Below are 25,001 nucleotides of genomic sequence, written 5' to 3'. Positions count from 1 at the left end.
GGCCGCCCGAGGCCCGGGCGCGATCGCTACCGACAAATTTTTTTGTCTTGACAGATCGAAGCGTCGGGTTCAGGCTGGTCCGCATGACGACGACAACTTCTGCCGACGGCACCCGGATCGCCTACACCCGCGCCGGCACCGGCCCCGCGCTCGTCCTCGTGGACGGCGCGATGTGCTACCGCGGCTCGTCCCCCAACGACGCGCTGGCGAAGGAGCTGGCCGCGCACTTCGCCGTGTACACCTACGACCGCCGCGGCCGCGGCGAGAGCGGCGACACCGGGCCGTACGCGGTCGAGCGCGAGGTCGAGGACCTCGCGGCGGTGGTCAAGGAGGCGGGTGGCGAGGCGTTCCTGTTCGCCATCTCGTCGGGCGTGGGCTTGGCGCTCGAAGCGGCCCCGCGGCTGGCGGTCCCGAAGCTGGCGCTGTACGAGCCCCCGTTCATCGTCGACGGCAGCCGCAGCCGCGTCCCGGAGGACTACGTGGCCCGCCTCGACCAGGCGCTGAAGGACGGCAAGCGCGGCAAGGCGGTGAAGATGTTCATGACCGAAGGCGTCGGCCTGGGCGGGCTGATGGTGGCGACGATGCGGATCATGCCGTTCTGGGCCAAGCTCAAGAAGGTGGCCCACACCATCCCGTACGACACGGCGCTGGTGGTCGAGCACCAGGCGGGCGAGCCCCTGCCGGCGGCCTGGCCGGAGGTGAAGATCCCGACGCTGGCCATCGACGGCGGCCACAGCCCGGACTGGATGCACCACGGCGTCGCGTCCCTGGCGAAGGTGCTGCCGTCGGCGGAGTACCGGACGCTGCCGGGCCAGACGCACATCGTGAAGGCGGCGGCGCTGGCGCCGGTGCTGAAGGAGTTCTTCCTCCGCTAGGCGCGTTGTACCCGTTTTGTACGGCCACGCCCGATCGTGGCCGTCATGAGACGCCTGCTGCCCACCGCCCTCGCCGCCACACTGGCCACCGGATTGCTCGCCGCGCCCGTCCCCGCGTGGGCGGCCGACCTGCGGATGGCCAACGGCGGGTTCGACCAGGGGCTGACCGGCTGGAGCGGATCGCACAGCCCGGGCGGCGTCACCGCCGTGACGTGGGACGGCCGCACCACGGCACGCGTGGACGACACTTCCCCGGACAACGCCTACGGCCGGGAGAGCCAGCCGGGGCTGCCCGCCACCGCCGGCGTCCGGTACACCGCGTACGCCCAGGTGTGGACCGAGAGCGGCGCGGCCGACCTGTACCTGCGGTTCCGCGACTCCTCCGGGCAACTGCTCGGCAGCGTGACCGGCGGTTCGGTCTCCGGCAAGAAGTGGAACACCGCCGACGCCTCGGGAACCGCGCCCGCCGGCACCGCCAGCGTCTCCGCACTCATCTACTCGGGCGTCGGCAACGTCGGCACGGCGTACTGGGACGAGGTCGTGATCAGCAAGGACGACACGGACCTCGGCGTCCAGCTGGAAAGCAGCGTCCCGAACGCCACCACCTTCGCCGGCGGCAAGGCCTACGCGGTCTACACCGGAACCGCCGACAGCAACCCCCAGCTGGCGGTCATCGACGTCGCCACCGAGAAGGTCACCTCGAAGCTGACCTTCCCGGACACCGCCGACACCCCCACCGTCGGCGGCTGGGCCGCCACCACGGCCACCGACGGCAGCGTCTACCTGGGCACCTACCCGAACTCGAAGCTGTACCGCCACGTGCCGGGCACCAGCACGCTGACCGACCTCGGCCGCGCCGAAAGCGGGTACTCCTTCATCTGGGACCTCGAAGCCGGCGCGAACGGCAAGGTCTACGGCGGCACCTACAACAACGGCCGCTACTTCAAGTACGACAACGGGACGTTCACCACCATCGGCGCCACCCCGGTCGTTGCCGGTGCCGAGTACGTGCGCAGCGTCGCCCACGACCCGGCCGCCAACGCGACCTACCTCGGCACCGGGACGAACGCTGCGCTGGTGCGCTACGACAACGTCACCGGGCGGACCGACAGCCTGCTGCCCGCCCAGTACGCGCACAATTCCATGGTGGGCGGGCTGACCTGGACCGGCGGCCGGCTGTTCGCCTGGCTCGACCGGACGCTGCTCGTGCTGCAGGTCGTCAAGAACGCCGACGGCTCGTACCGCTCGGTGGTGGACGCGACGATCACCGACACCGATCTGCACCACTCCCCGGCCGCGGACGGCAAGGTCTGGTTCGTCAAGGACGGGCTGCTGCAGTCCTACGACATCGCCACGAAGGCCGTGCAGGCGACGGCCGTCCGGCCCGACCTCGACGTCACCGGGTACAGCTGGGAGAACGGCACGCTCGCGGGCCTCGGCGCGGGCCCCGACGGCACCCGGATCTTCAAGTACAGCCCGGCGACCGGCGCGTCGAGCACCCGGCTCGTCACCGGCACCCCGGTGCTGCCCGCCGCGATCAACGCGCTCGGCACCGGCCCGGACGGCAAGATCTACACCGGCGGCTACCTCACCGGCGGCACCGGCGTGTACGACCCGCTGCACGGCGACGCCGACGACAACCACCCGGACACGAAGACCCGCACCGGCCTCAACCAGACGGACAGCCTGCTGGCCCACGACGGGAAGCTCTACATCGGCGTCTACCCCTCGGCCCGGCTGTACAGCTACGAACCCGGCGGGGCGTGGCCGCCGAAGCTGCAGTACACCGGAGGCGCCGCGGGCGACAAGGCCGCCGACTGCCGCGCGGGTGAGGGCCCGCCGCCGCAGGACCGCCCGTACGCGCTGGCCGGCGCGCCCGACGGGACCATCTACATGGGAACGGTCCCGAAGTACGGCAAGCGCAGCGGCGCGCTGAACATCTGGAAGGACGGCACACCGGGCCGGGCCATCTGCGTCGTCCCGGACCAGGCGGTGGTCTCACTGGCCTACGCGGGCGGCAAGGTCTTCGGCGGCACGTCGACGCGGGGCGCGCTGGGCGTCAACCCGGTGTTCGCGCCGGACGCCTCGGCCGAGGTGTTCGCCTACGACCCGGCGAACGGCGCCGTGACGCGGTTCCCGCTGCCGTCGACCCGGGCGGTCACCGCGCTGACGGAGGTGGACGGCCAGGTGTGGGGCCTGGCCGGCGGAACGCTGCTCACGTTCGACCCGGCATCGCCGTCGGCGATGAGGACGCAGCGCCTGTTCCCGGACCCGGACTACGACGCGAAGCCGACGATGGCCTGGCGGGACGGCGTGCTGCTGACGGTGCCCAAGGACCCGGACCACGTGTACGGCACCCAGGGCGACCGGATCTTCAAGATCGACAAGGCCACCAAGGCGGTCACGGTCCTGCTGACCAAGATCGGCCTGGAGGACCTGACGGCGGACGCGTTCGGCGACCTGTACTACAAGATCGGTGAGCGCCTTTACCGGCTGACGGTGCACCCGTAGCCGGGGAGCGGCGGGCCGGGCACTTCGTTGGTGCCCGGCCCGGCGATGGAATCCAGCAGCGCCGGCCCATGGTGTCCGGCAGGATGCAGTCCATGCGCATCCGGATCCTCGACGCCGACATCACCACCCTCGAGGTCGACGTCGTCGTCAACGCCGCCAACTCCTCGCTGCTCGGCGGCGGCGGGGTCGACGGGGCCATCCACCGCAAGGGCGGCCCGGAGATCCTCGCCGAGTGCCGCAAGCTGCGGGCCGGGCACTACGGCAAGGGCCTGAAGACCGGGCAGGCCGTCGCCACCACCGCCGGGAACCTGCCCGCGCAGTGGGTCGTGCACACCGTCGGCCCGGTGTGGTCGGCCTCCGAAGACCGCTCCGAACTCCTCGCCGACTGCCACCGCAACGCGCTGCGGGTGGCGCGGGACCTCGGCGCCCGGACCGTCGCGTTCCCGGCGATCTCCACCGGCATCTACCGCTGGCCGCTGGAGTCGGCCGCGGGGATCGCGCTCACCACCGTCGCCGAAGCCGAGCCCGGCCCCATCGAGGAGGTCGTCTTCGCCCTGCGCGGCGAAGCGGCCGTCCAGGCCTTTCGGGCACGTCACAACTCCCTTGCCTGAACGATCACCCACCGGGCAGGGTGCAGACGTGCCCACCCGCGCCCTGGTCTTCGACTTCGACGGCACGCTCGCCGACACCGAATCCGCCGTCCTGCAGTCGTGGCAGGCCGTCTTCCGGGAGCACGGGATCGAGCTCCCGCTGGAGGCCTGGTACGCCGTCATCGGGACCCAGCGCACCACGCCCGCCATGTTCGCGCTGCTCGCCGAGCACGTCCCCGGCATCGATCCGGACGCGCTGCGACCCAGGACCCGGGCCCACGTCCTGAAGCTCCTCGAAGACCTGGGCCCGCGCGAAGGGGTCCGGGACTACCTCGAGACCGCGCGGCAGCACGGCCTCAAGCTGGCCGTCGCCTCCAGCTCGTCCGGGGCGTGGGTGAACCCGCACCTCGAACGGCTCGGCCTCGACCACTACTTCGACGCCGTCCTCACCGGGGACCTCCACAAGGCCAAGCCCGACCCCGACCTCTACCTCGCCGCCCTCGACGCGCTCGGCGCGGACGCCGCCGACGCCATCGCCTTCGAGGACACTCCCCACGGCGTCACCTCCGCCAAGGCCGCCGGGTTGACCTGCGTGGCCGTGCCGAACGCCATCACGCGGAACCTCGACTTCGGGCAGGCGGACGTCCTGCTGCCGTCCTTCACCGCCAAGCCCCTCGAGGCACTGCTCAGCCGCTGACCAGCGCCAGTAGCCGGTCCAGGAACGGCAGCTGGCCCTTCAGCAGCTTCTCGCGGGCGTCCGGGAGCGAGAACCACTCGACCCGGTCCACCTCGGGGAACTCCTGCTGACGGCCCGAGCGCGGCGGCCACTCCATGGTGAACGTCCCGGGCACCACTGTCGCCGGGTCGAGGTCGGCCTCGACCGCCCACGCCGTGACGACCTTGCCGCCCGACTGCTTCACCTCGCCCAGCGGGACGTACTCACCGGACGGGGCGGGCAGCCCGAGCTCCTCCTCGAACTCGCGCCGGGCCGCCTTCTCCGGGGGCTCGTCCGGATCGAGCTCGCCCTTGGGCAGCGACCACGCGGCCGCGTCCTTCTTCGCCCAGAACGGCCCGCCCATGTGCCCGAGCAGCACCTCGACGTCCTCGCCGTGACCTCGGTAAAGCAGAAGCCCGGCACTCTGTTTGCCCGCCATGGAGAAAGTCTCCCAAGATTTTTCCGCGAGGGTGTCGAAACCCGCCGGGCCCGATCGACGCGTTGGCAGAAGGCACCGAAAACCCAGGGAGGAACCACCATGACCGCCACCATCGCCCGCGACAGCCAGACCGCCACCCCGGCCAAGACCAAGGTCACCGGGCTCGTGATCGGCGCGAGCCGGATCGTGATCTCGTTCCTGTTCGGCTTCCACGGCCTGCAGGGATTCGGCTTCTTCGGCGGGATCGACGGCCAGGGCGGCGGCGTCCCGTTCGGCTCGTTCCCCGGCTGGTGGGGCAGCGTGTTCGAGCTCGTGGGCGCGCTGCTGCTGCTCGTCGGGCTCGCCAGCCGGCCGTCCGCCATCCTGCTCTCCGGCGTGATGGCCTACGCCTACTTCACCGTGCACGCCCCGATGGGCCTGCTGCCGCTGCAGAACATGGGCGAGCCCGCCGCGGTCTACTCGTGGGTCTTCCTGCTGTTCGCCGCGATCGGCCCGGGCCGGTTCGCGCTCGACAACCTGCGCAAGCGCTGACCGGCCGAGCGCGGTCCGGCTAGTAGCCGCCCTGGGCGGCCGCGAGGTCGGACCGCGCCATCACGTGCTCCATCAGGCTGGTCAGCACCTGCTTCGTCGACTCCCGCTCGCGGGCGTCGCACAGCAGCAGCGGGACGTCCATGCCGACGTCGAGCGCCTGCCGGACCTCCTCCGTGCCGTAGCGGTACGCGCCGTCGAAGCAGTTCACGCCGACGACGAACGGCAGGTTGCGGCGCTCGAAGAAGTCCACCGCCGCGAAGCAGCTGTCGAGCCGGCGCGTGTCGGCCAGCACGACGGCGCCGAGCGCGCCTTCGGCCAGCTCGTCCCACATGAACCAGAACCGGTCCTGCCCCGGCGTACCGAACAGGTACAGGATCAGGTCCGGGTTGATCGTGATGCGGCCGAAGTCGAGCGCGACCGTCGTGGTGGTCTTCTGCTCGACGCCGGACAGGTCGTCGACACCCTCGGACGCGGTGGTGATGACCTCTTCGGTCCGCAGTGGCGGCACTTCGCTCACCGAACCGACCATCGTGGTCTTGCCGACCCCGAACCCGCCGGCGATGAGTACCTTGACCGCGGTCGCGGTCAGGTTCCGCCGGGGGTCAGAGTTTCCGGATGCCATCAAGAACCGCCTGCAATACGTGTCGGTTGGGAGTTTCCTGGACCGGTGCCGCGGTACGGAACAGCACCAGGTTCTGCTCGATGAGGTCGCTGAGCATCACCTTCACCACGGGCAGCGGCAGATCGACCCGGGCGGCCACCTCGGCCACCGAGACCGGCCGCTGGCACAGGGCGATGATGCGGGCGTACTCCGGTTCGAGCATGCCCGCCTCGTGCGCGGTGCGCAGCGCGACCACCAGCGTGATCAGGTCGAGCCCGAGGGTGTCCGACCGCGTGCGGCCACCCGTGACGGCGTAGGACCGGACCAGGGGGCCGGCCTCGTCGTCGAACCAGGCTTCGTGCCGTGGGCTCATGGCGCAGTGGGCTGCGCGCCGGCGGTCCGCGGGGCCGAGGTGAGGACCTGGCCGACCCGCTTCACCATCAGGTTCATCTCGTACGCGACCAGCCCCATGTCCGCGTCTTCACGGGCCAGCAGGGCGAGGCAGGCGCCTCGCCCGGCCGCCGTCACGAACAGGAACGCGTGGTCCATCTCGACCATCGTCTGGCGGACGTTGCCGCCGCCGAAGTGCCGCCCGGTGCCGCGGGCCAGGCTCTGGAACGCCGAAGCCACCGCGGACAGGTGTTCGGCGTCCTCCTCGGAAAGGTTGCCCGACCTCCCGATGAGCAGGCCGTCCGAGGACAGCACCACCGCCCGGTCCGCCCCGGCGACCCGCTTGACGAGGTCGTCCAGCAGCCAGTCGAGCTCGTGGGCGCCTGAGTTGACCATTACTCGCGCTCTCCGTACCTGTCGTCGTTCTCGGGAAACTCTTCGTCACGGGCCCGCCGGGTGCCCTGCTGGAAGGCGGACAGCCTGCTGCGGGCGGCCTCCGGCGAGTCCAGCCGGACCTCTTCGCGTTCCTGTGCGGGCTTATCTTCCCGCAGCTGGGGCACGAGGTTCTGCTGGCGTCGCCGTTGCGGCAGCGGCGGCCGGCCGGGTGCCTCCGGACGGCGCGGCTGCTGCGGCCGGCTCTCCGGCGTCGCCGCGGCCCGCGGCTCCTGCGGCGGCCAGACCGGCTGCTGCGCGGCCGGGCGAGCCGGGCGCGAAGTCCGGTTCGGCGGGGCGGGCGGCCGGACGGCGGCCACGGGCTGGGCCTGGGTCGGCTGGCTGACCGGCTCCGACACGGACCCGACCGGGACCGGAGTCGGCACGGACGGCGGCCGCTCCGAGGACGGCTGCGCCGGCATCCGCTCCGGGGTCGGCGGCGGGACGGTGACCGGCGGGACGACCACGGGCGCCGGCGGCGGGGTCACCGCGGCCGGGGCCGTCACGGGCGGGGCCGGCGGCTCGGTGCGGTGCCGCGCCGGGCGGCGCTGCGGCCGCTTGAGCGGCGCGACCTCGTCGTTGGCCGTGGGCTCCGGCTCGACCGGGTTCGAGACGAGCTCCGGCTTCGGCGGGGTGATCGGCTGCTCCGGCTCGGACTCGGCGAGCGGGGCGAGCAGGTCGGTGCGCACCAGCACGATGGCCCGGGTGCCGCCGTAGGCCGACTCCCGCAGGTGCACCTGGATGCCGTGGCGGGCGGCCAGCCGCGCGACCACGAACAGGCCCAGGCGCGGCTCGTCCGACAGCGCCATGATCCCGAAGTCCGGCGGGTCGGCCAGCATCGCGTTGATCTCTTCGGTCTGGTCCGGCTCGAGCCCGAGCCCCTGGTCCTCGACCTCGATCACGACACCCTTGCCGACCACGTTGCCGCGGATCTCGACCCGCGACTGCGGCGGCGAGAACGACGTCGCGTTGTCGATCAGCTCGGCGAGCAGGTGCACGAGGTCGCCGACGACCGGACCGCGGATGGCGATCTGCGGCAGCACCGCCGTCTTCACCCGCGCGAAGTCCTCGGTCTCGGCGGACGCGCCGCGGACCAGCTCGGCCAGGCCGACCGGGTTGCGCCACTGACGGCCCGGCTGCCCGCCGCCGAGGATGATCAGGTTTTCGGCGTTGCGGCGGGCGCGGGTGGAGAGGTGGTCGAGCTGGAACAGCGTGTCCAGCTGGTCCGGGTCCTCCTGCTTGCGCTCGGCCTGGTCGAGCACCTTGAGCTGGCGGTGCACGATGACCTGGCTGCGGTGGGCGATGTTGAGGAACACCGTCTTGGTGCCCTCCTTGGTCTTCGCCTCGTCGATGGCGGCCGCGATGGCGGTCTGCTGCGCCTTGTTGAACGCGTCGGCGACCTGGCCGATCTCGTCGGTGCCGTGGTCGAGGAAGTGCCCGCCCTCTTCGAGGTCGACGGGCTCGCCGGCCTGGACGCGGGCGACCAGTTCGGGCAGCCGGACCTCGGCCGCGTCGAGGGTGTCCTCGCGCAGCCGGTGCAGGCGGCCGATGAGCCGGTTCGACAGCCGGACGGCGACGAAGACCACGAAGACCGCGAACAGGACCGCGATCACACCGGCGATCAGCGATTCGGTGAACGTCGAGTCCGCGTCGTTGATCGCCGCCTGGCTCGCGTTCGAGCTCTGCAGGATGAAGATGCCCATCAGCGCGTCGCCGACCTGGCGGGCCGCGGCCCGCCACTGGTCCTGCGGCACCGGCAGCTTGGACAGGTCGCCGCGCAGGAACGCGGTCTCGACCTGGGTCACGGCCTGCCACGGCTGGCTGGCCAGCAGCTGGTCGTACTTCGCCTTGACGTCGGGGATCATCTTCGGCGCCGACGCGTCGAGCTGGGCGTGGTAGGCACCGACCTGGCCGACGTAGGCGCGGAAGTCGTCGTTCGACAGGCCGCCCGCGGCCAGCCCGGCGGCGGCGAGCGCGTCACTGCGCTGCATCGCGTCGGCGGCGGTGAACAGCGGGATGGCGGTCAGCCGGTCGTAAGCGTTTTGGGCACCGCGCGCGTTCTGCGCGAGCCCGGCCACGCCGTCGGTAAACTGGTCGAACAGCTTGTTGTAGTAGGCGAACGCCTGGCCGATCTGCATCTGGCCGCTGTCGACCGCCTGCCGGGTCTGCGGCAGCTGCTGGAACAGCCCGAAGAACGTGGCGATGTTCTTCTGCACGCTCGGCGGGGTGTTGTCGTAGTCGGCGAAGTTCTCGCGGAGGTTGTCGATTTCCTTCGCGGCGGTCGCGTCGGTCTTCGGGCGGACGGCCGCGAGCACGGCACGCTGGTTGCTCTGCCCGGCCAGCAGGCTCAGGGTCGCCTGGCGCTCCTGCTGCAGCGCGGCGAAGAAGGGGATCGCCGGGGCTTCCGAGTTCCGGATGCGGCTGGTGTAATCACGAGCGGTGACCGCGTCGTAGATGAGGTAGCCCGCGAGGGCCACGCCGACCAGCAACAGCGCCACACTGGGGATCAGCGCGATCGTGAGCACGCGCTTCCGAATCGAGGATCCCCGGTTGCGTCGAAGAGAAATCTGCTTCACCTGGGTCCGTTTTCCTTCCGGCAGTACATGGTTTTCGGGTCGCCCGAGGCGGTCAACACCCGGATTCCGACCAGCCGGATCAACATCACCGTGGTCTGCTTCGCCCGCGACGACGTTAGGCAGCCCTCCAGGGCGCGTCAAGTCCGTGGCGAGAACGTGATCTTGGAACGGTGACCCCTCCACACTCGCTGCCTGCGCTTGGAAAGTCCACCACCGTAAGTCGTGAGCTTCGTCGCAGGGGAACTTTCGTTCCATGCACGTATGTGAGCAACGGAAGCGCTCCCGGACCCTCCGCGCGTCCGGAACGGGGCCTCCTACGTACGACAGCGGCGAATCGTTCGGTGACAAACATCACGGACCCGCGCGGGCCCACCCGGACGCCCCGTTCGTCCGGTGTGGACGGCCCCGGGAAAGCGGAATGGGCAGCATTCGCGAGCGCAGCCGCGGATTCCCCGGGCGGACGGGCGGAATTCCCGGCATTCCGCAATCGCGGCCGATCGATCACGCCGCGCGGGCCCCGGTACCGGTTCCGCGGGCGCCGCCGGCCCGGTCAGCCCGGGAACTCGTCGGCCAGCGTGTTCCAGAAGAGCAGCTCGTAGCTCTGGAACAGCCGGGCGCAGCGGTGCGCTTCGCGTTCGTCGAGGCGGCGCGCGTCGAGACCGGCCTGGATCGCGGCGAGCGCTTGTTCTTCTATTTCCGGAACGTCCGCAGCAAAGAAGTCGAAGAACGCGCACTGCTCGTCGGTGAAGCCGTAGTGCTCGCGCATGCCGGCGGCGACGTCCCGGCAGTACCGGCCGAAGGCGGCGAAATTGGCGAAGATCCCCGCCGCGGTCGCCGACGACTCGCCGTTCAGCGCGAGCCAGGCGACGTAGGCCGGGTAGACCTGGCAGCCTGCGCGGGGCCGCTCCTTCCCGTGGTCCGGACCAGTCGCGGCGAGGAGCGCGTCCAGCATCCCGTTCGCCTGCTGCTCCCCCGGCGCGAGGCCACCGAAGAAGGCGCGCGCGTGCGGCTCGTCGGCCCGGGCGGCCAGTTCGTGGAAGCTCCGCCAGTCGCTGAGGGTGATCAGCTTCTCCTCGGCGGCGAGCGCGGCGAACACCGCGCGCGGCGCCCGGCCCGCGGTGATCAGCGGCACGAGCCGGTTGTCGCCGTCGCGCGGCGCGAGTTCGGCCTGGATCTTCCCGAGCAGTTCACGAGCCGACCGCGTCATCGCTTCCCCCTGGAGTCCGTGGTTCCCCCATTGAAGCGCGGTTCGCGCGGGAACGCCCGTGTACACAGTGGACGGTGGTGGAGACCTGACCGCTATGTCCGGTTCGACGGCGACGCTTGACGTGGCCGCGATTCTCTATCCACATGCGCCGGGAGCCCCTACAGTGTGGCCATCCGGAGCTCCGAGGAGGCCAGCGTTGACCACCCCGTCCGTCGCCGAGCAGACCGAAGGCCAGACGATCCCGCGGCTGCTGCACCGCAACGCGGTCGAATACCCGGACCTGCCGGCGATCACCTCGCTCGACCTCGAAGGGCAGCCCACGCTGACCTGGCTGGAATTCCGCACCGCGATCGCCGAGGTCTCCCGCGGCCTGGCCGGGCTCGGGCTCGCCAAGGGCGACCGCATGCTGATCATGGCGCCCGGCTGCCCGGACCACATCATCGCCGACCTCGCCGCGACGCACCTGTCCGCGATCCCCTGCACCGCCTACGCCACCCTCAGCCCGGACCAGATCCGGTTCGTCGCGCGGCACAGCGCGGCGCCGGTCGTGGTGCTCGGCGGGGAGAACGAGCTGGTGCGCTGGCGGCCGGTGCTCGACGACCTCCCGGCGCTGCGGCACATCGTCGTGCTGGACGCGGCCGCGATCCCCGAGGGTGACGACCGCTTCCTCTCCTTCGCCGACCTCCGGGCCCGGGGCCGGGAAGCGCTTGCCGCCGACCCGGACGCCTTCGAGCGATCGTGGCAGGAGATCAAGCCGGACGACCCGCTGTCGATGATCTACACGTCCGGCACCACCGGCGACCCCAAGGGGGTCGTGCTCTCGCACCGCAACGCGATCCACCAGGGGTACGCGGTCACCGAGCTGCACCACCCGCCGATGCACGCGACGAACATCGCGTACCTGCCGCTAGCCCACATCGCCGAGCGGGAGCTGTCGATCTACCTCCCGATCATCTGGGCGGGGCACGTGCACACCCTCGCCGACCCGAGCGGGGTCGTCGGCGCGCTCGGCAAGGTGCACCCGCAGAGCTTCTTCGGCGTCCCGCGCGTGTGGGAGAAGATGGTCGCCGGGCTCAAGAACATGCTCGGCGGCGTGCCGGAAGACCGGCGCACCGCGTTGCTGCAGGCGAACGAGCTGCTGCAGCAGGGCTACAAGCTGCGCAGCGCCGGCCGGCCGGTGCCCGCGGAGCTGGCCGAGAAGATCCGGCAGACCGACGAGGCCGCGCTGGCGCCGGTGCGCGCGTTGCTCGGGCTGGACAAGGTGCTCGTCGCCTCCAGCGGCGCGGCCGCCCTGCCGGTGGAGATCATCTACTTCCTGGCCGGTCTCGGCATCGAGATCTGCGAGGTCTGGGGCCTGTCCGAGACGACCGGCGCGGCGACGTCCAATTCCGGCTCGGACTTCCGCGCGGGCACGGTGGGCAAGCCCCTCGACGGCGTCGAGGTGAAGGTCGCCGAGGACGGCGAGCTGCTGGTCCGCGGCCCGATCGTGTTCCTCGGCTACCTGCAGGAGGACGGCACGATCGTCGACGCCACCGACGCCGACGGCTGGCTGGCGACCGGCGACATCGGCACGATCGACGAAGACGGCTTCGTGACGATCACCGACCGCAAGAAGGAACTGATCATCACCTCGAGCGGCAAGAACATCGCGCCGACCCGGATCGAAGGCCTGCTCAAGGAGCACCCGCTGATCGGCCAGGCGGTCGCGATCGGCGACGACCGCCCATACGTGACGGCCCTGATCGTCCTCGACGACGAGATCGCACCGGGCTGGGCCGCGGCGAACGGCGTCGAGGCCTCGCCGGACGAGCTGGCGTCGCACCCCGCAGTGCGGGCCGAGCTGGAGCGCGCGGTCGAGTCGGCCAACAGCAGGCTCGCCCGGATCGAGCAGATCAAGCGCTACCACGTGCTGCCGAAGACGTGGACGCCCGAATCCGGCGAGCTGACCCCCACGCTCAAGCTCAAGCGCCGTGTCATCAACGACCGCTATTCGGCCGACATCGAGGCCCTCTACGCCGCGGTCCGCGACCCCGAGCCGGCCGCGGGCTCCTGACCCGAACCGTCCCGCTCATGCCCGGCCCGCCGGCTCCGGGATGAGCTCCCCGCGCGTGGGCCCCGCAGCGTCGCGAATGACTCATTGGGGACCTCAGGCGTCCCGAATGAGTCATTCGCGGCATCGGCGCGTCAGGCCGTCCGGGGCGAGGTCGACTCCGTCCACTTGCGCAGCCGGGGCGGGACGCGCTTCTCCAGGCCGTAGTTCTCCAGGTGGGCGGAGAAGACCTCGTCGAACGCCTTCTGCACGGTCTCGGTGTCCCACACCGGGCGCTCGAGGATCGGCTGCTTGAGGAACGGCTGGCCCATGATGTGCAGCTGCGGCCCGTTGCACCGGATCATCTGGCCGGTGATCCCCTGCGAGCCCTCGCCGAGCAGGAACAGCACGACCGGCGCGATCCGCGACGGCGTGCGGTCCGGCGGGCAGGCGCGCAGGGAGCGTTCCGACTTCCACACCATCCGCGTGTGCGCGAGCGGGCAGACGGCGTTGACGCGGATCCCGACGTCCTCGAGGTCGAGCGCCCACGAGTAGGTCAGGGACGCGACCGCGCCCTTGCTCGCCGCGTACACGCCGAGCTTGCGCTGCCCGAGCGAAGCGCCCGAGGAGATGTTGACGATCGAGCCGCCGGTGCCCGCGTCGACCATCGCCTTGATCGCCGCCAGCCCGGTGTTCACCACGCCGAGGACGTTGACCTGCACGAGCTCGCGGGCCGCCTCGGCGTCATCCTCCCAGGGCAGGGCCTCGTAGTTCAGCCCCGCGTTGTTGACCAGCCCGTCGATCCCGCCGAACTCCTTGACGCAGAGGTCGACGATCTCCTGCGCCTCGCCCGCCTCGGCCACGCTGTGCCCGCTCGCGACGGCGCGGCCGCCGTGCGCGCGGATGGTCTCCGCCGTCCGCTCGGCCAGCTCGGCGTCGACGTCGTTGACCACCACCGCCCCGCCTTCGCGCGCGACGTGGATCGCGAACGCCTCGCCCAGGCCCCGGCCCGCACCGGTGACCACGACCGCCTTGCCCTGCATCAACCCGTCCATTGCTCTCCCCGATCTGCAGCGCCGGCGGCGCGCGGTCCGTCCACCCCGGCCGGCTCATGTCCAGTCTTGGCCCATTCGGTCCAACGCGGCATCGGCGCGACGACGAGCGGCCGCCGCCCTGCGCCGAGCGAGTCCGGTTCGATCAGTCCGGACGTACCCGCGGGCCGGTCACGAGGGGGTGACTGACCGGCGTTCGGGGGACGCCGGGGCGTAACCGGCGGCATACTGTGGGTGCTTTCCGGTGGTAGTCCGGTGACTCCCCCGGATGGAGTCATCACCGGAGAGGCACAATGCGGACGGTCCATGTTCACTCGATCGGGGGACGGTGGTTACGAGGTGACGACACGCGCGACACCCCGGTTCCGGGCCGTCCTGGCCAACCGGGAGTTCCGCGCGCTGTGGTTCGCCGAGACGCAGTCGATGCTGGGCGACCAGCTGACCATCGTCGCGCTGGCCATCCTCACGTTCGACCGGACCGGGTCGCCGCTCCTGTCGGCCGTCGTCTACTCCCTGACGTTCCTGCCCGCACTCGCCGGCGGGCTCGGGCTGTCCCAGCTCGCCGACCGGTTCCCCCGGCGCGCGGTGCTGGTCGCCGGCTCGTTCGCGCAGGCCGTGCTGATCGGGCTGATGGCGCTGCCCGGGATGCCGCTGGGCTGGGTGTTCGCGCTGTTCGTCCTCGCGCGGCTGGCGAACGCGCCGGGCAACGCGGCGCAGAACGCGCTCGGCCGCGAGGTCTTCGCCGACGACGACGTCTACCTGCAGAGCCAGGACCTGCGGGGGATCACGAACAACACCGCGATGCTGGCCGGCCTGGCCGCCGGCGGGCTGCTGGTGACGACGATCGGGACGTCGTGGGCACTGGCCATCGACGCGCTGACGTTCCTGGTGGCCGCGGTCGCCGTGCGGCTGCTGGTGCTGCGCCGGCCCGCGGCGGGCAACGGCGGCGCCCCGTGGTTCGGCGCCGTCCGGCAGGTTTTCGGCGACGAACGGCTGCGGGTGCTGCTCTACCTGTCCTGGCTCGTCGGCCTGGCGGTGATCCCGGAGGGTCTCGCGGCGCCGCTCGCCGCACAACTGGGCGCGGGCGATCAGGCGGTGGGCTGGCTGCTGGCCGCCGACCCGCTCGGTTTCGCCGCCGGCACGTTCCTGCTGTCGCGGTTCGTCACGACCGAACACCGCCGCAAGCTGCTGGGCGTGCTGGCCGCGCTGCCGCTGGCCGCGCTGGCGGCGTTCGCGCTGCGGCCGAACCTGGCCTTCGCGCTCATCCTGCTCGCGCTGGCCGGCGCGACGGGCGCGTACGTCATCACGGTGTCGGCCACGTTCATCACCTGGGTGCCGAACGACATCCGGGGCAGTGCGGGCGGCCTGTACCGGACCGGGCTGCGGGTCGCGCAGGGCGTGGGCGTCGGCCTGGGCGGGCTGGCCGCGCAGGCGCTGGGTTCCGCGCACGCGACCATCGCGCTGGCGGGCGCGGTGGGTCTGCTGCTGGCCGTGCCGGTGGCGTTCGCCTGGCGCCGGGTGGGCGGGGCGGAGCCGCGGCACTGGCCGTCGTGATCGCCAGGTGCCACCTCCGGGGTACGGACAAGATCATGAATGGCATTCGCGGACGTCACGGGTGACAATTCGAGGGTGGTTCAGAAGTCGCGGTTGCTCATGGGGGCCACCTCCATGCGGGGAGAGTCTCGCAGAACCTTTTGCGCCGCGTTCCCGGCAGTTACTCCGGGGCCTTGGCCGGTCCGTTGCTGTGGGATGGTACCCGGCCACGGAATGCGTGAACACTCTGCCAGGTACCGATGAGATTACTCAAGGCCGGGACTAGGCTGGAAAGGAGGTGACCAATTGCATCCAGGACCGGACGGTGGCCCGGGCGCGCCGGGCGAACCGGGCGGCTCGGCCGCGGAGCGGGCGGAAAGCGCCGCGGAACCGGGCGTGACCACAGGTACGCCCGTGACCACGACCAGTGGCGTCCGGGTCCGGCACGCGTACTGGCCGGGCAACTGGGCGCTCTGGCGCCGCCGCCCGGTGCAGGTCGCGTTCATGCTGACGGCCGAAGCCGTCGCGGTCGCGATTCTCGCCGTCTCGTTCGCGCGCTCGCCGATTCCGTCCGGAAACGACTGGATCAATTTCGCGATTCTGGCCGCCGGCGCCACCGTCCACATTCAACTGACGCAGCGCCAAGAGGAGCGGCGGCGCGACCGGACCAAAACGGTGCTGATCGACCTCACCGCCGTGTGGACGTTTTCCGCCGCGATGATACTGCCGGTACCGCTGACCCTTTTCGTCATCGCCGTCATCCGGTTGCAGCACTGGTTCATCGCCCGGCGGCCGGCGCACAACTTCATTTTTTCGTCCATCACGCACGGCCTCGCCGGCGCGCTCGCGCACCTCACCTACACGGCGCTCGGGCCGCACTCGCTCGGCCGTCCGGGGTGGGGTGACTTCCTCCGCGAGTTCGGCACCATCGTCGTCACCGGGGCCATCTACGAAGCGATCCAGATCGCGTACGTGGGCGGGGTCCTGCTGCTCGGATCCCCCGCCGGGCGCACGGTTCGTAACGTACTGGGCAGCCCGGCCGACAACATGCTCGAAGCGATCACCATCGGCCTCGGCGCGGTGACCGCGATCCTGCTCGCGGCCGTCCCGCCGATGGTGGCGGTGATGGCCGTGGTCACCGTGGTCTTCAATCGCCTCGCGGAACTCGACCAGCTCCAGAACGACGTCCGGACCGACCCGAAAACGGGCATTCTCAACATGCGTGGCTGGTCGGAGGCGGCGGAACGCGCTCTCGAACGGACCGCTCGATCGGGTGATCAACTGGCGCTGCTGATGGTCGATCTGGACCACTTCAAGTGGATTAACGACACCTATGGACATCCGGCGGGCGACGACGTGCTGCGCACCGTTGCGCAAACGCTCGACGAAGTGACCAGACCGAGCGACTTGGTCGGCCGTTTCGGCGGCGAGGAATTCCTCATTCTGCTGCCGGACATCGACGAAGAGGCGACCTGGGACGCCGCCGAGCGCATCCGGATCGCGATCGCCAAGCTGCACATGGTGACGACGGACAAGCGCGGCGACCCGGCGACCATCGCCGACCGCACGACGTCGATCGGCGTCGCCCGCCACCCCCGCCACGGCGACACCCTGGAGCGCCTCCTCCAATCGGCCGACGCGGCGGTCTACCTGGCGAAGGAGAACGGCCGCGACCAGGTGTGCTTCGCCCCGGACACGGTCACACCCCCAGCCGCACGGTGAGTTCGAGCTTGACGAGCACCTCGGCACAACTCCCGGCGGCGGCGGGTTCCAGCCGGAGCCGCTCGCCCCGGTAGCCGGCGGACTCGAGCCGCAGGACGGTGGCCCCGGGCGCGAGGCGGGGGTGGCACCAGTGCCGGACGATCCCGGTGCCGGCGTGGTCCTTGGCCAGCAGGAGGTACTCGTACCCGAGATCGTCGACGACCCGGCCGAGGCCATTCCACCAGAGGGCCCGCAGGGTGAGACCGTCGCCGTCGCGCAGAAGTTCGGCCGGCGGATCGGCGTGGACGTCGACCTGGAAGCCCTGCTCGGTGACGCGAACCGAGCGGACGTGGAGGAAGGCACTGTCGGCGGGCGGAGCGGAGCCCGCACCCGCGGCGGCGGGCGGCAGGCCGGACCGACCACCGCCCGAAGCACGGTCGCCCGGCCCGGAGGGCGGCGCGGAGCTTGCACCCGCCCCGGCGGGCGGCAAGCCACCGCCACCGGTGGCCGAGCCACCCTCCGGCGGCCCGCCCTCACCTCGACCGAGCGGCAAACCCGACCGGCCACCACCAGCCGCCGAGCCACCCCCACCCGAGCCAAGCGACGAACCCGACCGACCACCAGCCGCCGAGCCGCCTGGGCCGAGCGGCGAACCAGACCGGCCCCCGCCAGCCGGCGAGCCATCCCCACCCGGGCCAAGCGGCGAACCCGACCGATCACCACCGACCACCCGCGACCCACCCTCACCTCGACCGAGCGGCGAACCCGACCGGCCACCACCGGCGGCCGGCGAGCCGCCCGGGTCGAGCGGCGGGCCGGCGGATTCACCGCCTGCACCGGCATCGGGCCCCGGCGGCGCACCGCCCACCCCGCCCGCACCGGCATCCGGCCCCGGCGGCGCACCGGCCACCCCGCGCGGCCCAGCTCCCTCCTCGGCCGGCCCGGGCAGCAGCACCTCGCGCCCGCTCGTCCGCAGCTCGGCCTGCGGCAACAACTCCGCCACCGCCAGCTCCGCCGCCAGCCGGCCGTCCTCTTCCCCCGGCAGCTCGCGGACCCCGCGCAGCTCGCCCGCCAACATCCGGTGCCCGACCGCCTCCGCCCAGGCCAGCGCCGCCGTCCGGAGGCCCGGCTCGGTGGCCAGCCGCTCGCGCAGCCGCCGCCCCGGCCGGACCCGGCCGAACCGCGCGGCCCGGACCAGCCGGGCGGACTCCGGGACGCCCGTGGCGAAGAACCCCGTCATCGCCCGATCCAGCGCCCGCAGCTGGGCGGCCAGCACCACCCGTCCCACCGGCCTGGGATGGACCCGGGACAGCTCCGCCGGCGCGCACGAACGCAGCGCCTCGGCGATCACCCGCAGTTCCGGCGTGCACGGCGTGCGCAACCGGGCGCCGGGGGCGAGGCGGCGCAGTGCGCGCACGGTGTTCTCCGCGGGCACGGCGAGCTCGGTCGAGCGCACTGCTGCCTCCTGGTCGCCGCGCCCCCTCTCGCCAGTCTCACCAGGACGTCCCCGTCGCGGAAGGGGTGAACGGGCAGCCGTCCGGGCAACCCCACCGCACCCCTGCGGTTATCCCCATGTCGGCCGCCGAGCGCGGCTGGCACCCTTGAACCCATGCCGGCCCTGACCGATCCGCCACGCACCCGCCGACCCTGGTCGACGTCGGGCTGGCTGCTGCTGGTCCTGCTGGTCGTCTTCGCCTTCGGGCTGATCGCCTCACGCCCGCCGTCGCCGCCGGACCAGGGGCCGCCGACCGGTGACGTGCTGGCCGCGCAGAACGCCATCGAGGCGCTGGTCCACCCCGGCCCGCACGCCGACGCGCTCGCCCGGCTGCCGAAGGACTTCACCGCGCTCAGCGGCGTCACCCCGGGCGCGATGCCGGCGCGCGACGGCACCGTCCGGGCCGTGCACGTCGACGGCGGCTGCTCGACCCCGTGGGGCGACGACAACACGAAGTGGGACTACGCCGTGCCGTGCAAGGCCCACGACCTCGGCTACGACCTGCTCCGGTACGCCGACCGCAAGGGCCACCCGCTCGGCCCGGAGGTCCGGGAGGCCCTGGACGACCGGCTGTCCTACGACATGCACCACGCCTGCGACCTCAACCCGATGAACTCGGCGCTCACCTGCCGGGCCGTGGCCTCCTTCTATTCGGCCGGGCTGGTCGTCAACTCGTGGCACCAGCGCTGGGGCCCGCCGGTCGGCGACCCGATCGGCCCGATGGTCGCCGGCGTGCTGGTGATCGGCTGCCTGCTGATCTTCCGGCTGCGCGGCTGGTTGCGCGCCCGGCGCGAGCCGCGGGCGCCCGTTCCGCTCGCCGACCCCGCGGAGGTCAGCCGGTGGGCGCTGCTCGGCGCCGGCGGGGTCGTCCTGCTCCTGCTCGGCGAATCGGTGACGGCGCTCGCGCACTGGGCCGGCGCCCCCGAACCGGCGCTCTGGCCGCTGACCTGGCTCGCCCAGCTCGCCCCGCTGATCTACTTCGCCGGCGGCCACGCCAACGCGGCCGGCTGGCGCGCCGAGCAGCAGGCGGGCGGCGGCTACCGGCACTACCTGGCCGAACGCGCGAGCCCGCTGCTGCGGCCGGCGTTGATCTTCGCCGTCGTCGCGCTGCTGACGCCGCTCGCGCTCGAACTGCTCGGCAGCCCGGCGGGCACGACGGCGACGGTGATGCGGATCGCGCTGCACCCGCTCTGGCTGCTCGGCGTCTACCTGCTGACGATCGTCTGCGCGCCTCCGCTGCTCGCCCTGCACCGCCGGGCGCCGGTGAGCGCGGCCGTGGGTCTGCTCGCCCTGGTCGGCGCCGGTGAACTGGCCGCGAGCTGGTCCGGTTCGCCGCTGCCGCGCTACGCGGCGACGTTCGCCATCGCCCTGCTCGCCCAGCAGCTCGCCTTCGCCCACGCCGACGGCGTCCGCCCGTCCCGGCGGCTCCTCGCGGCGGCCGCCACCACCGGGGTCGCGGGCCTCGCCGGGATGAGCGTCCTGCGGGGCGGGCCACCCGTCCTGCTCGGCAGCCCGGGCGCGCCCGCCGCGTTCTCCGCCCCGCCGTGGGGCGTGCTCCTCCTCGGCCTGGTCCAGCTGGGTGCGCTCGGGCTGCTGGCCCGTCCGCTCGGCAGGCTCGGTGACCGGCCGGGCGTCGCCCGCGCCTGCCGGTTCGTCCTGCGCGCGCCGATGAGCCTCTACCTGGCGTTCCTCGCCGCGATGCTGCTGCTGGTCGCCGTCGTGTACTTGCCCGGCCGGATCGCCGACGGGCTCAGCTGGCTGATCCGCCCGCGCACGCTGGTCGCGGTCGGGCTGCTGGCCGTGCCCGCGACCCTGGTCTTCTGGTGGTTCGAACGGCACGGCCACGGCGTCCGGCAGCCGCGCGCGGCCGACCACCCGGGCCGCCGGACGGCGGTGCTCACCCGGGCCGCGGCCGGGCTCGGGATCGGGTACGCGACGCTGGGCGTGTTCGGCTTCGCGCTGACCCGCTTCGGCGGGGTCGCCGCCGACGCCGACCTGCTCGGTCTGCGGCTCGACCCGATCCAGAGCCTGGTGCACCTGCTGCTCGGGGTGTTCCTGCTGCACACGATCCGGATCGGCGCCGGCGCGGCGACCGGCACGTGGCTGGTCACGGCGCTCGCCTGCGCCCCGTCGCTGCTGTTCGCCGCCGACGGCAGCACCCCGGGCTTCCTCGGCGTCACGCTCCACGCCGTCACGGCCGGGTTTGCGCTGCTGGCCGCCGCGGGAACCATGCTCCCGGCTCGACCACCGGCGAATGCGACGTCCTGACCAGGCGAAACCGTCGAACATGCGGGAAACTGGGTGGTGCGTGACACATTCGCGGGGGGATGTGTAACGCTACGGCAACCCGGGGCAGGCACCATGCGTCCCATTCCCTAGCACCACCCGATCGATGGAGTGAGGAGTCGCCCGCGTGGATCACCCGCCTCGGAACGGGCAAGGCGGCCGCCGCCCCGCCCGGCCCTGGCAGGACGAGCCAGGCCGGGCCGACGCACGGCGCAGCACTCCGCCGCGCCGCCCCGCACCCCGTCGCGAGCCGGCGGACTCCCGCCGCGAGCCCGCGGACTCCCGCCGGGCGGCCGCGCCACCGTCCCGGCGGCCCGAGCCCCGCCCGGCCCCGCGCGCCCGCCGCAACTCCTTCCGCGGCGCGAAGATCGCGCTGGCCGTCGTCTCGCTGCTGGTGATGGGCCTGACCGGGTACGCCTGGGCGGCCATGCAGGGCCTGGTCAACGGGCTGAACTACACGAACGTGCTCAGCGACGGCGGCGGTGGCGACAAGCCCGCCGACGGCGCCCGCGACATCCTGCTGGTCGGCCTGGACAGCCGCACCGACGCCCAGGGCAACCCGCTGCCGCGCGAGGTGCTCGACGAGCTGCGCGCCGGGGACGCCGACGGCGAGCTCAACACCGACTCGCTGATCTTCGTGCACATCCCGAACGACGGCAGCAAGGCCGTCGCGATCTCGCTGCCGCGCGACACCTACGTCGACATCCCCGGCGGCTATGGCAAGCACAAGATCAACTCGGCGTACGCGCGGGCGATGCTGTCGGCCCGCAAGGACCTGCAGAAGCAGGGCGTCACCGACCCGAAGGAGCTCGACGTCAAGGCCAACCAGGCCGGGGCGAAGGAGCTGATCGAGACCGTCGAGAAGCTCACCGGGTCGACCATCGACAACTACGCCGCGGTGAACCTCCTCGGCTTCAGCGAGATCACCAAGGCCATCGGCGGCGTCGACGTCTGCCTGAACAACACCGTCAAGGACCAGTACTCCGGCGCGAACTTCACCAAGGGCCAGCACACGATCTCCGGCGTCGAGGCCCTCGAGTTCGTCCGGCAGCGCCACGGCCTGCCGAACGGCGACCTCGACCGGGTCGTCCGCCAGCAGGTGTTCATGGCCGGCATGGCCCGCAAGGTGCTCTCGGCCGGCACGCTGACCAACCCGGCGAAGCTGTCGGACCTGATCGACGCCATCAAGAAGTCGGTCGTGCTCAACCAGAACTGGGACATCTTCGGGTTCGCCCAGCAGATGAAGGGCCTGACCGGCGGTCAGCTCGAGTTCCGCACGATCCCGGTGAAGAACATCGACTACAAGACCCCCGAAGACGGCTCGGCCATCCAGGTCGACCCCGCCGAGGTGAAGCAGTTCGTGCAGGGCCTGGCCGGGCCGCCGCCGGGCCAGGCGCCGCCCGCCCAGCAGGCCGACCCGGCCAACAAGGCGACCACGGTCGACGTCCGCAACGCCTCCGGCCGCACCGGGCTCGCCGCGAACGTGGCCAAGACGCTCGAAGGCAAGGGCTTCACCCCCGGCGAGACGGCCAACGCGACCGCGCGCAAGACCACCGTGATCTGGGTGCCGAAGGGCGGCAAGGACAAGGGCCAGGCCGTCGCGGACGCGCTGGGCGGCTCGCCGACTGTCCAGGAGGACAAGAGCGTGCCGGCCGGCCACGTGACGGTCTTCCTCGGCGCCGACTACCAGGGCTCGACCTCCGACACGAGTTCGGGCGCCGGCTCCGGTGCCGCGGGCGCAACGTCGCAGGCTGCGGCGCCGCCGCCGGCCGCGAGCGACGAGAAGCCGATCACCGCCGAGGGCGTTCCCTGCGTCAACTGACCCGCTCAGCGAGCCGGCGTTAACCCGTTCGGCCTAACTCGCGCAATCGGTATCAAAGACATGCCCGAAATCGCGTAAGGGGCGGGCCCCAGCGCACTTACATACACGTGAGGGTGCACCTGCACGGGAATTATCACGCCCGTGCGGTGCCGTGGGAGCGCACGGCAGGGGACATTGATGTGCTGATCGACGCTGAGGAGTACCAGCGGATCCTCGGAGACGAGCTCCGCAAGCTCCGGCGCAGCCGAGGGTGGACGCGCAAGGAGCTGAACCAGCACTTGCAGAGCGAGATCTCGCTGCAGACGCTGGCCACCTACGAGCTGGGCACCAGACAGTGCTCCGTCGTGCGCCTGGTCGAGCTGTGCGTCGCGATGGACGAACTCCCCCAGGACCTGCTGGCCAAGGTGCACCGCCGGGTGTTCCTCGACGAGCCCGGCCGGGTCCGCGTCGACCTGCGCAAGGTCGTCGCCGACGCCCCGGCCGACCTGCTGCCGCTGCGGCGCTGGGCCGAGGACCGGCTGCGGCAGGCCGGCGAGCAGGGCGGCGGCGAGGTCGCCCTCGACCTGCCCGCGCTCGAGCGCATGGCCGAGCTGTGCGGCCTGCCGACCGTCGACCTGGTCGCCCGCCTGCGCCGCTACACCTCCCGCTGATCCCCCGGCCGGGGCCCTCACCACCTCCCTCGGTGAGGGCCCCGGCCGGGTCAGCCGACCTGGAAGTCTTCGCGCCGCACCTTCCGCGTGTCCAGCCAGTACCGCCAGGTGAAGCCGGGCCAGATCGTCCGGTTCACGCCCTTCGCGTCGAGGTACCAGCTCTTGCAGCCGCCGCGGGTCCAGATGCCCTTGGCGAGCTTGCGCTGGATCTGCCGGTTGAACCGCTCCTGCACTTCCGGCTTCGGCTCGATGGGCTTCCCGCGGGCCAGCCGCAGCGCTTCGGCGACGTAGGAGATCTGGGCCTCGATCATGAACACGACGGAGTTGTGCCCGAGCCCGGTGTTGGGGCCGAGCAGGAAGAACAGGTTCGGGAACCCGGCGACGGTGATACCCAGGTGCGTCCGCATCCCCTCGGTCGCCCACTCCTTGCCGAGGTTGCGCCCGTCGCGGCCGACGATCTCCAGGTCGTCGAAGGCGTCGGTGACGTGGAAGCCGGTGCCGTAGATGATGACGTCGGCCGCGTGCTCGACCCCCGCGGCGTCGACGACGCTGCGCTCGCGGACCTCCCGCACGCCCTCGGTCACGACGTCGATGTTGTCGCGCGCCAGCGCCGGGTAGTAGTCGTTGGAGATGAGCACGCGCTTGCAGCCCATGGTGTAGTCGGGGGTGACCTTGCGCCGCAGCTGCGGGTCCTCGATCGCGCGGTGGATGTTGCGCTTGGCGATCCGCTGCCCGAGCTTCATCACCCACGACTGGCCGTTGAAGCCGACCGCCCGCGCTTCGAGCAGCCAGTAGAGCAGCGTGCGGTAGGCCCGCTGGGCCGGCGGGAAGGCCTTGAACAGCGCGCGCGTCCGGCCGGACATCTCGTGGTCGGCCTTCGGCATGATCCACGGCGGCGTCCGCTGGAACAGCGTCAGCTCCGCCACCTCGGGCGCGATCTTCGGGACGAACTGGACCGCGCTGGCGCCGGTGCCGATGACCGCGACCTTCTTGCCCTTCAGGTCGACGTCGTGCCGCCACCGCGCCGAGTGGTAGGCCGGGCCTTCGAACCGCTCGATCCCGGGCAGCTCCGGGATCATCGGCAGGTGGAGGGCGCCGACCCCGGCGACCAGCGCGGTCCCGGCGAACTCGTCGCCGCCCCTCGTGGCGACGTGCCACCGGCCTTCCTCGGCGTCCCAGCGGGCACCGGTCATCTCCTGACCGAACCGGATGAACCGGCGCAGGTCGTGCTTGTCGGCCACCTCGCGCATGTACCGCCAGATCTCCGGCTGCGGCGAATAGGCCCGTGACCAGCCCGGGTTCTGCTCGAAGGAGAACGAGTACATGTGCGACGGGATGTCGCAGGCGCAGCCCGGGTAGCTGTTGTCCCGCCAGGTGCCGCCGACGTCGTGGGCCTTTTCGAGGATGACGAAGTCCTCGCGGCCCTCCTTGCGCAGCTGGATCGCCATGCCGAGACCGGAGAAGCCGGTCCCGACGATGACGACCCCGGTCTCCGTGCGGTTGCCCATGACGCCTCCGGGTTCCTGTTACTCGTCGTCCATCTTACTGGGAGTAGGTTACCAGCGG

At 71.9% G+C, this 25,001-nt stretch carries 20 protein-coding genes; 11 read left to right on the top strand and 9 right to left on the bottom strand.

The features are described 5' to 3' along the window. The first annotated feature begins 83 nt into the window (after positions 1 to 83). From ACWDN5_RS02160 to ACWDN5_RS02145, 4 genes are all read left to right on the top strand, one after another. Positions 84 to 875: an alpha/beta fold hydrolase gene (locus tag ACWDN5_RS02160; protein ID WP_449673906.1), complete on the top strand. Its 792-nt coding sequence runs from the start codon at positions 84 to 86 to the stop codon at positions 873 to 875. Positions 876 to 920: 45 nt separating this feature from the next. Then, positions 921 to 3,386 (top strand): hypothetical protein, encoded by a 2,466-nt coding sequence (locus tag ACWDN5_RS02155; protein ID WP_449673905.1) that lies wholly within the window; start codon positions 921 to 923, stop codon positions 3,384 to 3,386. A 92-nt stretch (positions 3,387 to 3,478) separates the two neighbouring features. Next, complete coding sequence (locus ACWDN5_RS02150) at positions 3,479 to 3,997, top strand: O-acetyl-ADP-ribose deacetylase (RefSeq protein WP_310967136.1); 519 nt, start codon at positions 3,479 to 3,481, stop codon at positions 3,995 to 3,997. Between the two features lie 28 nt (positions 3,998 to 4,025). Beyond that, positions 4,026 to 4,673, top strand: coding sequence for an HAD family hydrolase (locus tag ACWDN5_RS02145; protein WP_449673904.1), 648 nt, complete (start codon positions 4,026 to 4,028; stop codon positions 4,671 to 4,673). On the opposite strand, the gene ACWDN5_RS02140 is transcribed toward ACWDN5_RS02145, so the two are convergent. Next, entirely contained in the window at positions 4,663 to 5,130 is a 468-nt protein-coding gene (locus ACWDN5_RS02140; protein ID WP_310967132.1) for an NUDIX domain-containing protein, read from the bottom strand. The two genes, ACWDN5_RS02145 and ACWDN5_RS02140, sit on opposite strands and share 11 nt — an antisense overlap. Before the next feature lie 99 nt (positions 5,131 to 5,229). On the opposite strand from ACWDN5_RS02140, the gene ACWDN5_RS02135 reads away from it, so the two are divergent. Beyond that, complete coding sequence (locus ACWDN5_RS02135) at positions 5,230 to 5,661, top strand: DoxX family protein (protein ID WP_449673903.1); 432 nt, start codon at positions 5,230 to 5,232, stop codon at positions 5,659 to 5,661. A gap of 19 nt (positions 5,662 to 5,680) precedes the next feature. Here ACWDN5_RS02135 and ACWDN5_RS02130 read toward each other — a convergent pair whose 3' ends face one another. The 5 genes from ACWDN5_RS02130 to ACWDN5_RS02110 all read right to left on the bottom strand — a co-directional run bounded on the left by ACWDN5_RS02130 (position 5,681) and on the right by ACWDN5_RS02110 (position 10,867). Next, complete coding sequence (locus tag ACWDN5_RS02130) at positions 5,681 to 6,283, bottom strand: GTP-binding protein (RefSeq protein WP_004561734.1); 603 nt, start codon at positions 6,281 to 6,283, stop codon at positions 5,681 to 5,683. Then, positions 6,264 to 6,635, bottom strand: a complete 372-nt coding sequence (locus tag ACWDN5_RS02125; protein WP_310967127.1) for a DUF742 domain-containing protein — start codon at positions 6,633 to 6,635, stop codon at positions 6,264 to 6,266. Before ACWDN5_RS02125 ends, ACWDN5_RS02130 begins: the two co-directional genes overlap by 20 nt. Further along, entirely contained in the window at positions 6,632 to 7,048 is a 417-nt protein-coding gene (locus ACWDN5_RS02120) for a roadblock/LC7 domain-containing protein (RefSeq protein ID WP_043776694.1), read from the bottom strand. Before ACWDN5_RS02120 ends, ACWDN5_RS02125 begins: the two co-directional genes overlap by 4 nt. Continuing rightward, positions 7,048 to 9,609, bottom strand: coding sequence for a nitrate- and nitrite sensing domain-containing protein (locus ACWDN5_RS02115; protein ID WP_449673902.1), 2,562 nt, complete (start codon positions 9,607 to 9,609; stop codon positions 7,048 to 7,050). The genes ACWDN5_RS02120 and ACWDN5_RS02115 overlap by 1 nt, the downstream gene beginning before the upstream one ends. Positions 9,610 to 10,210: 601 nt before the next feature. Next, positions 10,211 to 10,867: a transcriptional regulator gene (locus ACWDN5_RS02110; protein WP_449673901.1), complete on the bottom strand. Its 657-nt coding sequence runs from the start codon at positions 10,865 to 10,867 to the stop codon at positions 10,211 to 10,213. Positions 10,868 to 11,063: 196 nt separating this feature from the next. Here ACWDN5_RS02110 and ACWDN5_RS02105 point away from each other — a divergent pair, with 196 nt between their 5' ends. After that, complete coding sequence (locus ACWDN5_RS02105) at positions 11,064 to 12,920, top strand: AMP-dependent synthetase/ligase (RefSeq protein WP_449673900.1); 1,857 nt, start codon at positions 11,064 to 11,066, stop codon at positions 12,918 to 12,920. 131 nt (positions 12,921 to 13,051) lie between these two features. Here ACWDN5_RS02105 and ACWDN5_RS02100 read toward each other — a convergent pair whose 3' ends face one another. Continuing rightward, the gene (locus ACWDN5_RS02100; RefSeq protein ID WP_449673899.1) at positions 13,052 to 13,951 is read right to left on the bottom strand and encodes an SDR family NAD(P)-dependent oxidoreductase; all 900 of its coding nucleotides are present in this window, start codon (positions 13,949 to 13,951) and stop codon (positions 13,052 to 13,054) included. 303 nt (positions 13,952 to 14,254) lie between these two features. Between ACWDN5_RS02100 and ACWDN5_RS02095 the strand changes: the two genes are divergently transcribed. Both ACWDN5_RS02095 and ACWDN5_RS02090 read left to right on the top strand, forming a co-directional pair. Continuing rightward, entirely contained in the window at positions 14,255 to 15,502 is a 1,248-nt protein-coding gene (locus ACWDN5_RS02095; protein ID WP_449673898.1) for an MFS transporter, read from the top strand. A gap of 285 nt (positions 15,503 to 15,787) precedes the next feature. Next, positions 15,788 to 17,203, top strand: coding sequence for a diguanylate cyclase (locus ACWDN5_RS02090; RefSeq protein WP_449673897.1), 1,416 nt, complete (start codon positions 15,788 to 15,790; stop codon positions 17,201 to 17,203). Here the strand turns inward: ACWDN5_RS02090 and ACWDN5_RS02085 are convergent. Continuing rightward, positions 17,181 to 18,638, bottom strand: coding sequence for a hypothetical protein (locus tag ACWDN5_RS02085; RefSeq protein ID WP_449673896.1), 1,458 nt, complete (start codon positions 18,636 to 18,638; stop codon positions 17,181 to 17,183). The genes ACWDN5_RS02090 and ACWDN5_RS02085 overlap by 23 nt on opposite strands. A gap of 153 nt (positions 18,639 to 18,791) precedes the next feature. Between ACWDN5_RS02085 and ACWDN5_RS02080 the strand changes: the two genes are divergently transcribed. The 3 genes from ACWDN5_RS02080 to ACWDN5_RS02070 all read left to right on the top strand — a co-directional run bounded on the left by ACWDN5_RS02080 (position 18,792) and on the right by ACWDN5_RS02070 (position 23,435). After that, the gene (locus ACWDN5_RS02080) at positions 18,792 to 20,945 is read left to right on the top strand and encodes a phospholipase A2 (protein ID WP_449673895.1); all 2,154 of its coding nucleotides are present in this window, start codon (positions 18,792 to 18,794) and stop codon (positions 20,943 to 20,945) included. Positions 20,946 to 21,090: 145 nt separating this feature from the next. After that, the gene (locus ACWDN5_RS02075) at positions 21,091 to 22,785 is read left to right on the top strand and encodes an LCP family protein (protein ID WP_310967112.1); all 1,695 of its coding nucleotides are present in this window, start codon (positions 21,091 to 21,093) and stop codon (positions 22,783 to 22,785) included. A 179-nt stretch (positions 22,786 to 22,964) separates the two neighbouring features. Continuing rightward, positions 22,965 to 23,435: a helix-turn-helix domain-containing protein gene (locus ACWDN5_RS02070; protein ID WP_310967111.1), complete on the top strand. Its 471-nt coding sequence runs from the start codon at positions 22,965 to 22,967 to the stop codon at positions 23,433 to 23,435. 50 nt (positions 23,436 to 23,485) lie between these two features. On the opposite strand, the gene ACWDN5_RS02065 is transcribed toward ACWDN5_RS02070, so the two are convergent. Next, on the bottom strand, positions 23,486 to 24,943 hold the full coding sequence (locus ACWDN5_RS02065; protein ID WP_449673894.1) for a flavin-containing monooxygenase: 1,458 nt from the start codon (positions 24,941 to 24,943) through the stop codon (positions 23,486 to 23,488). Between the last annotated feature and the right edge of the window lie 58 nt (positions 24,944 to 25,001).

It is taken from the genome of Amycolatopsis sp. NPDC003731 (assembly GCF_053586895.1).
This window is presented reverse-complemented; position numbering and strand designations above follow the sequence as displayed.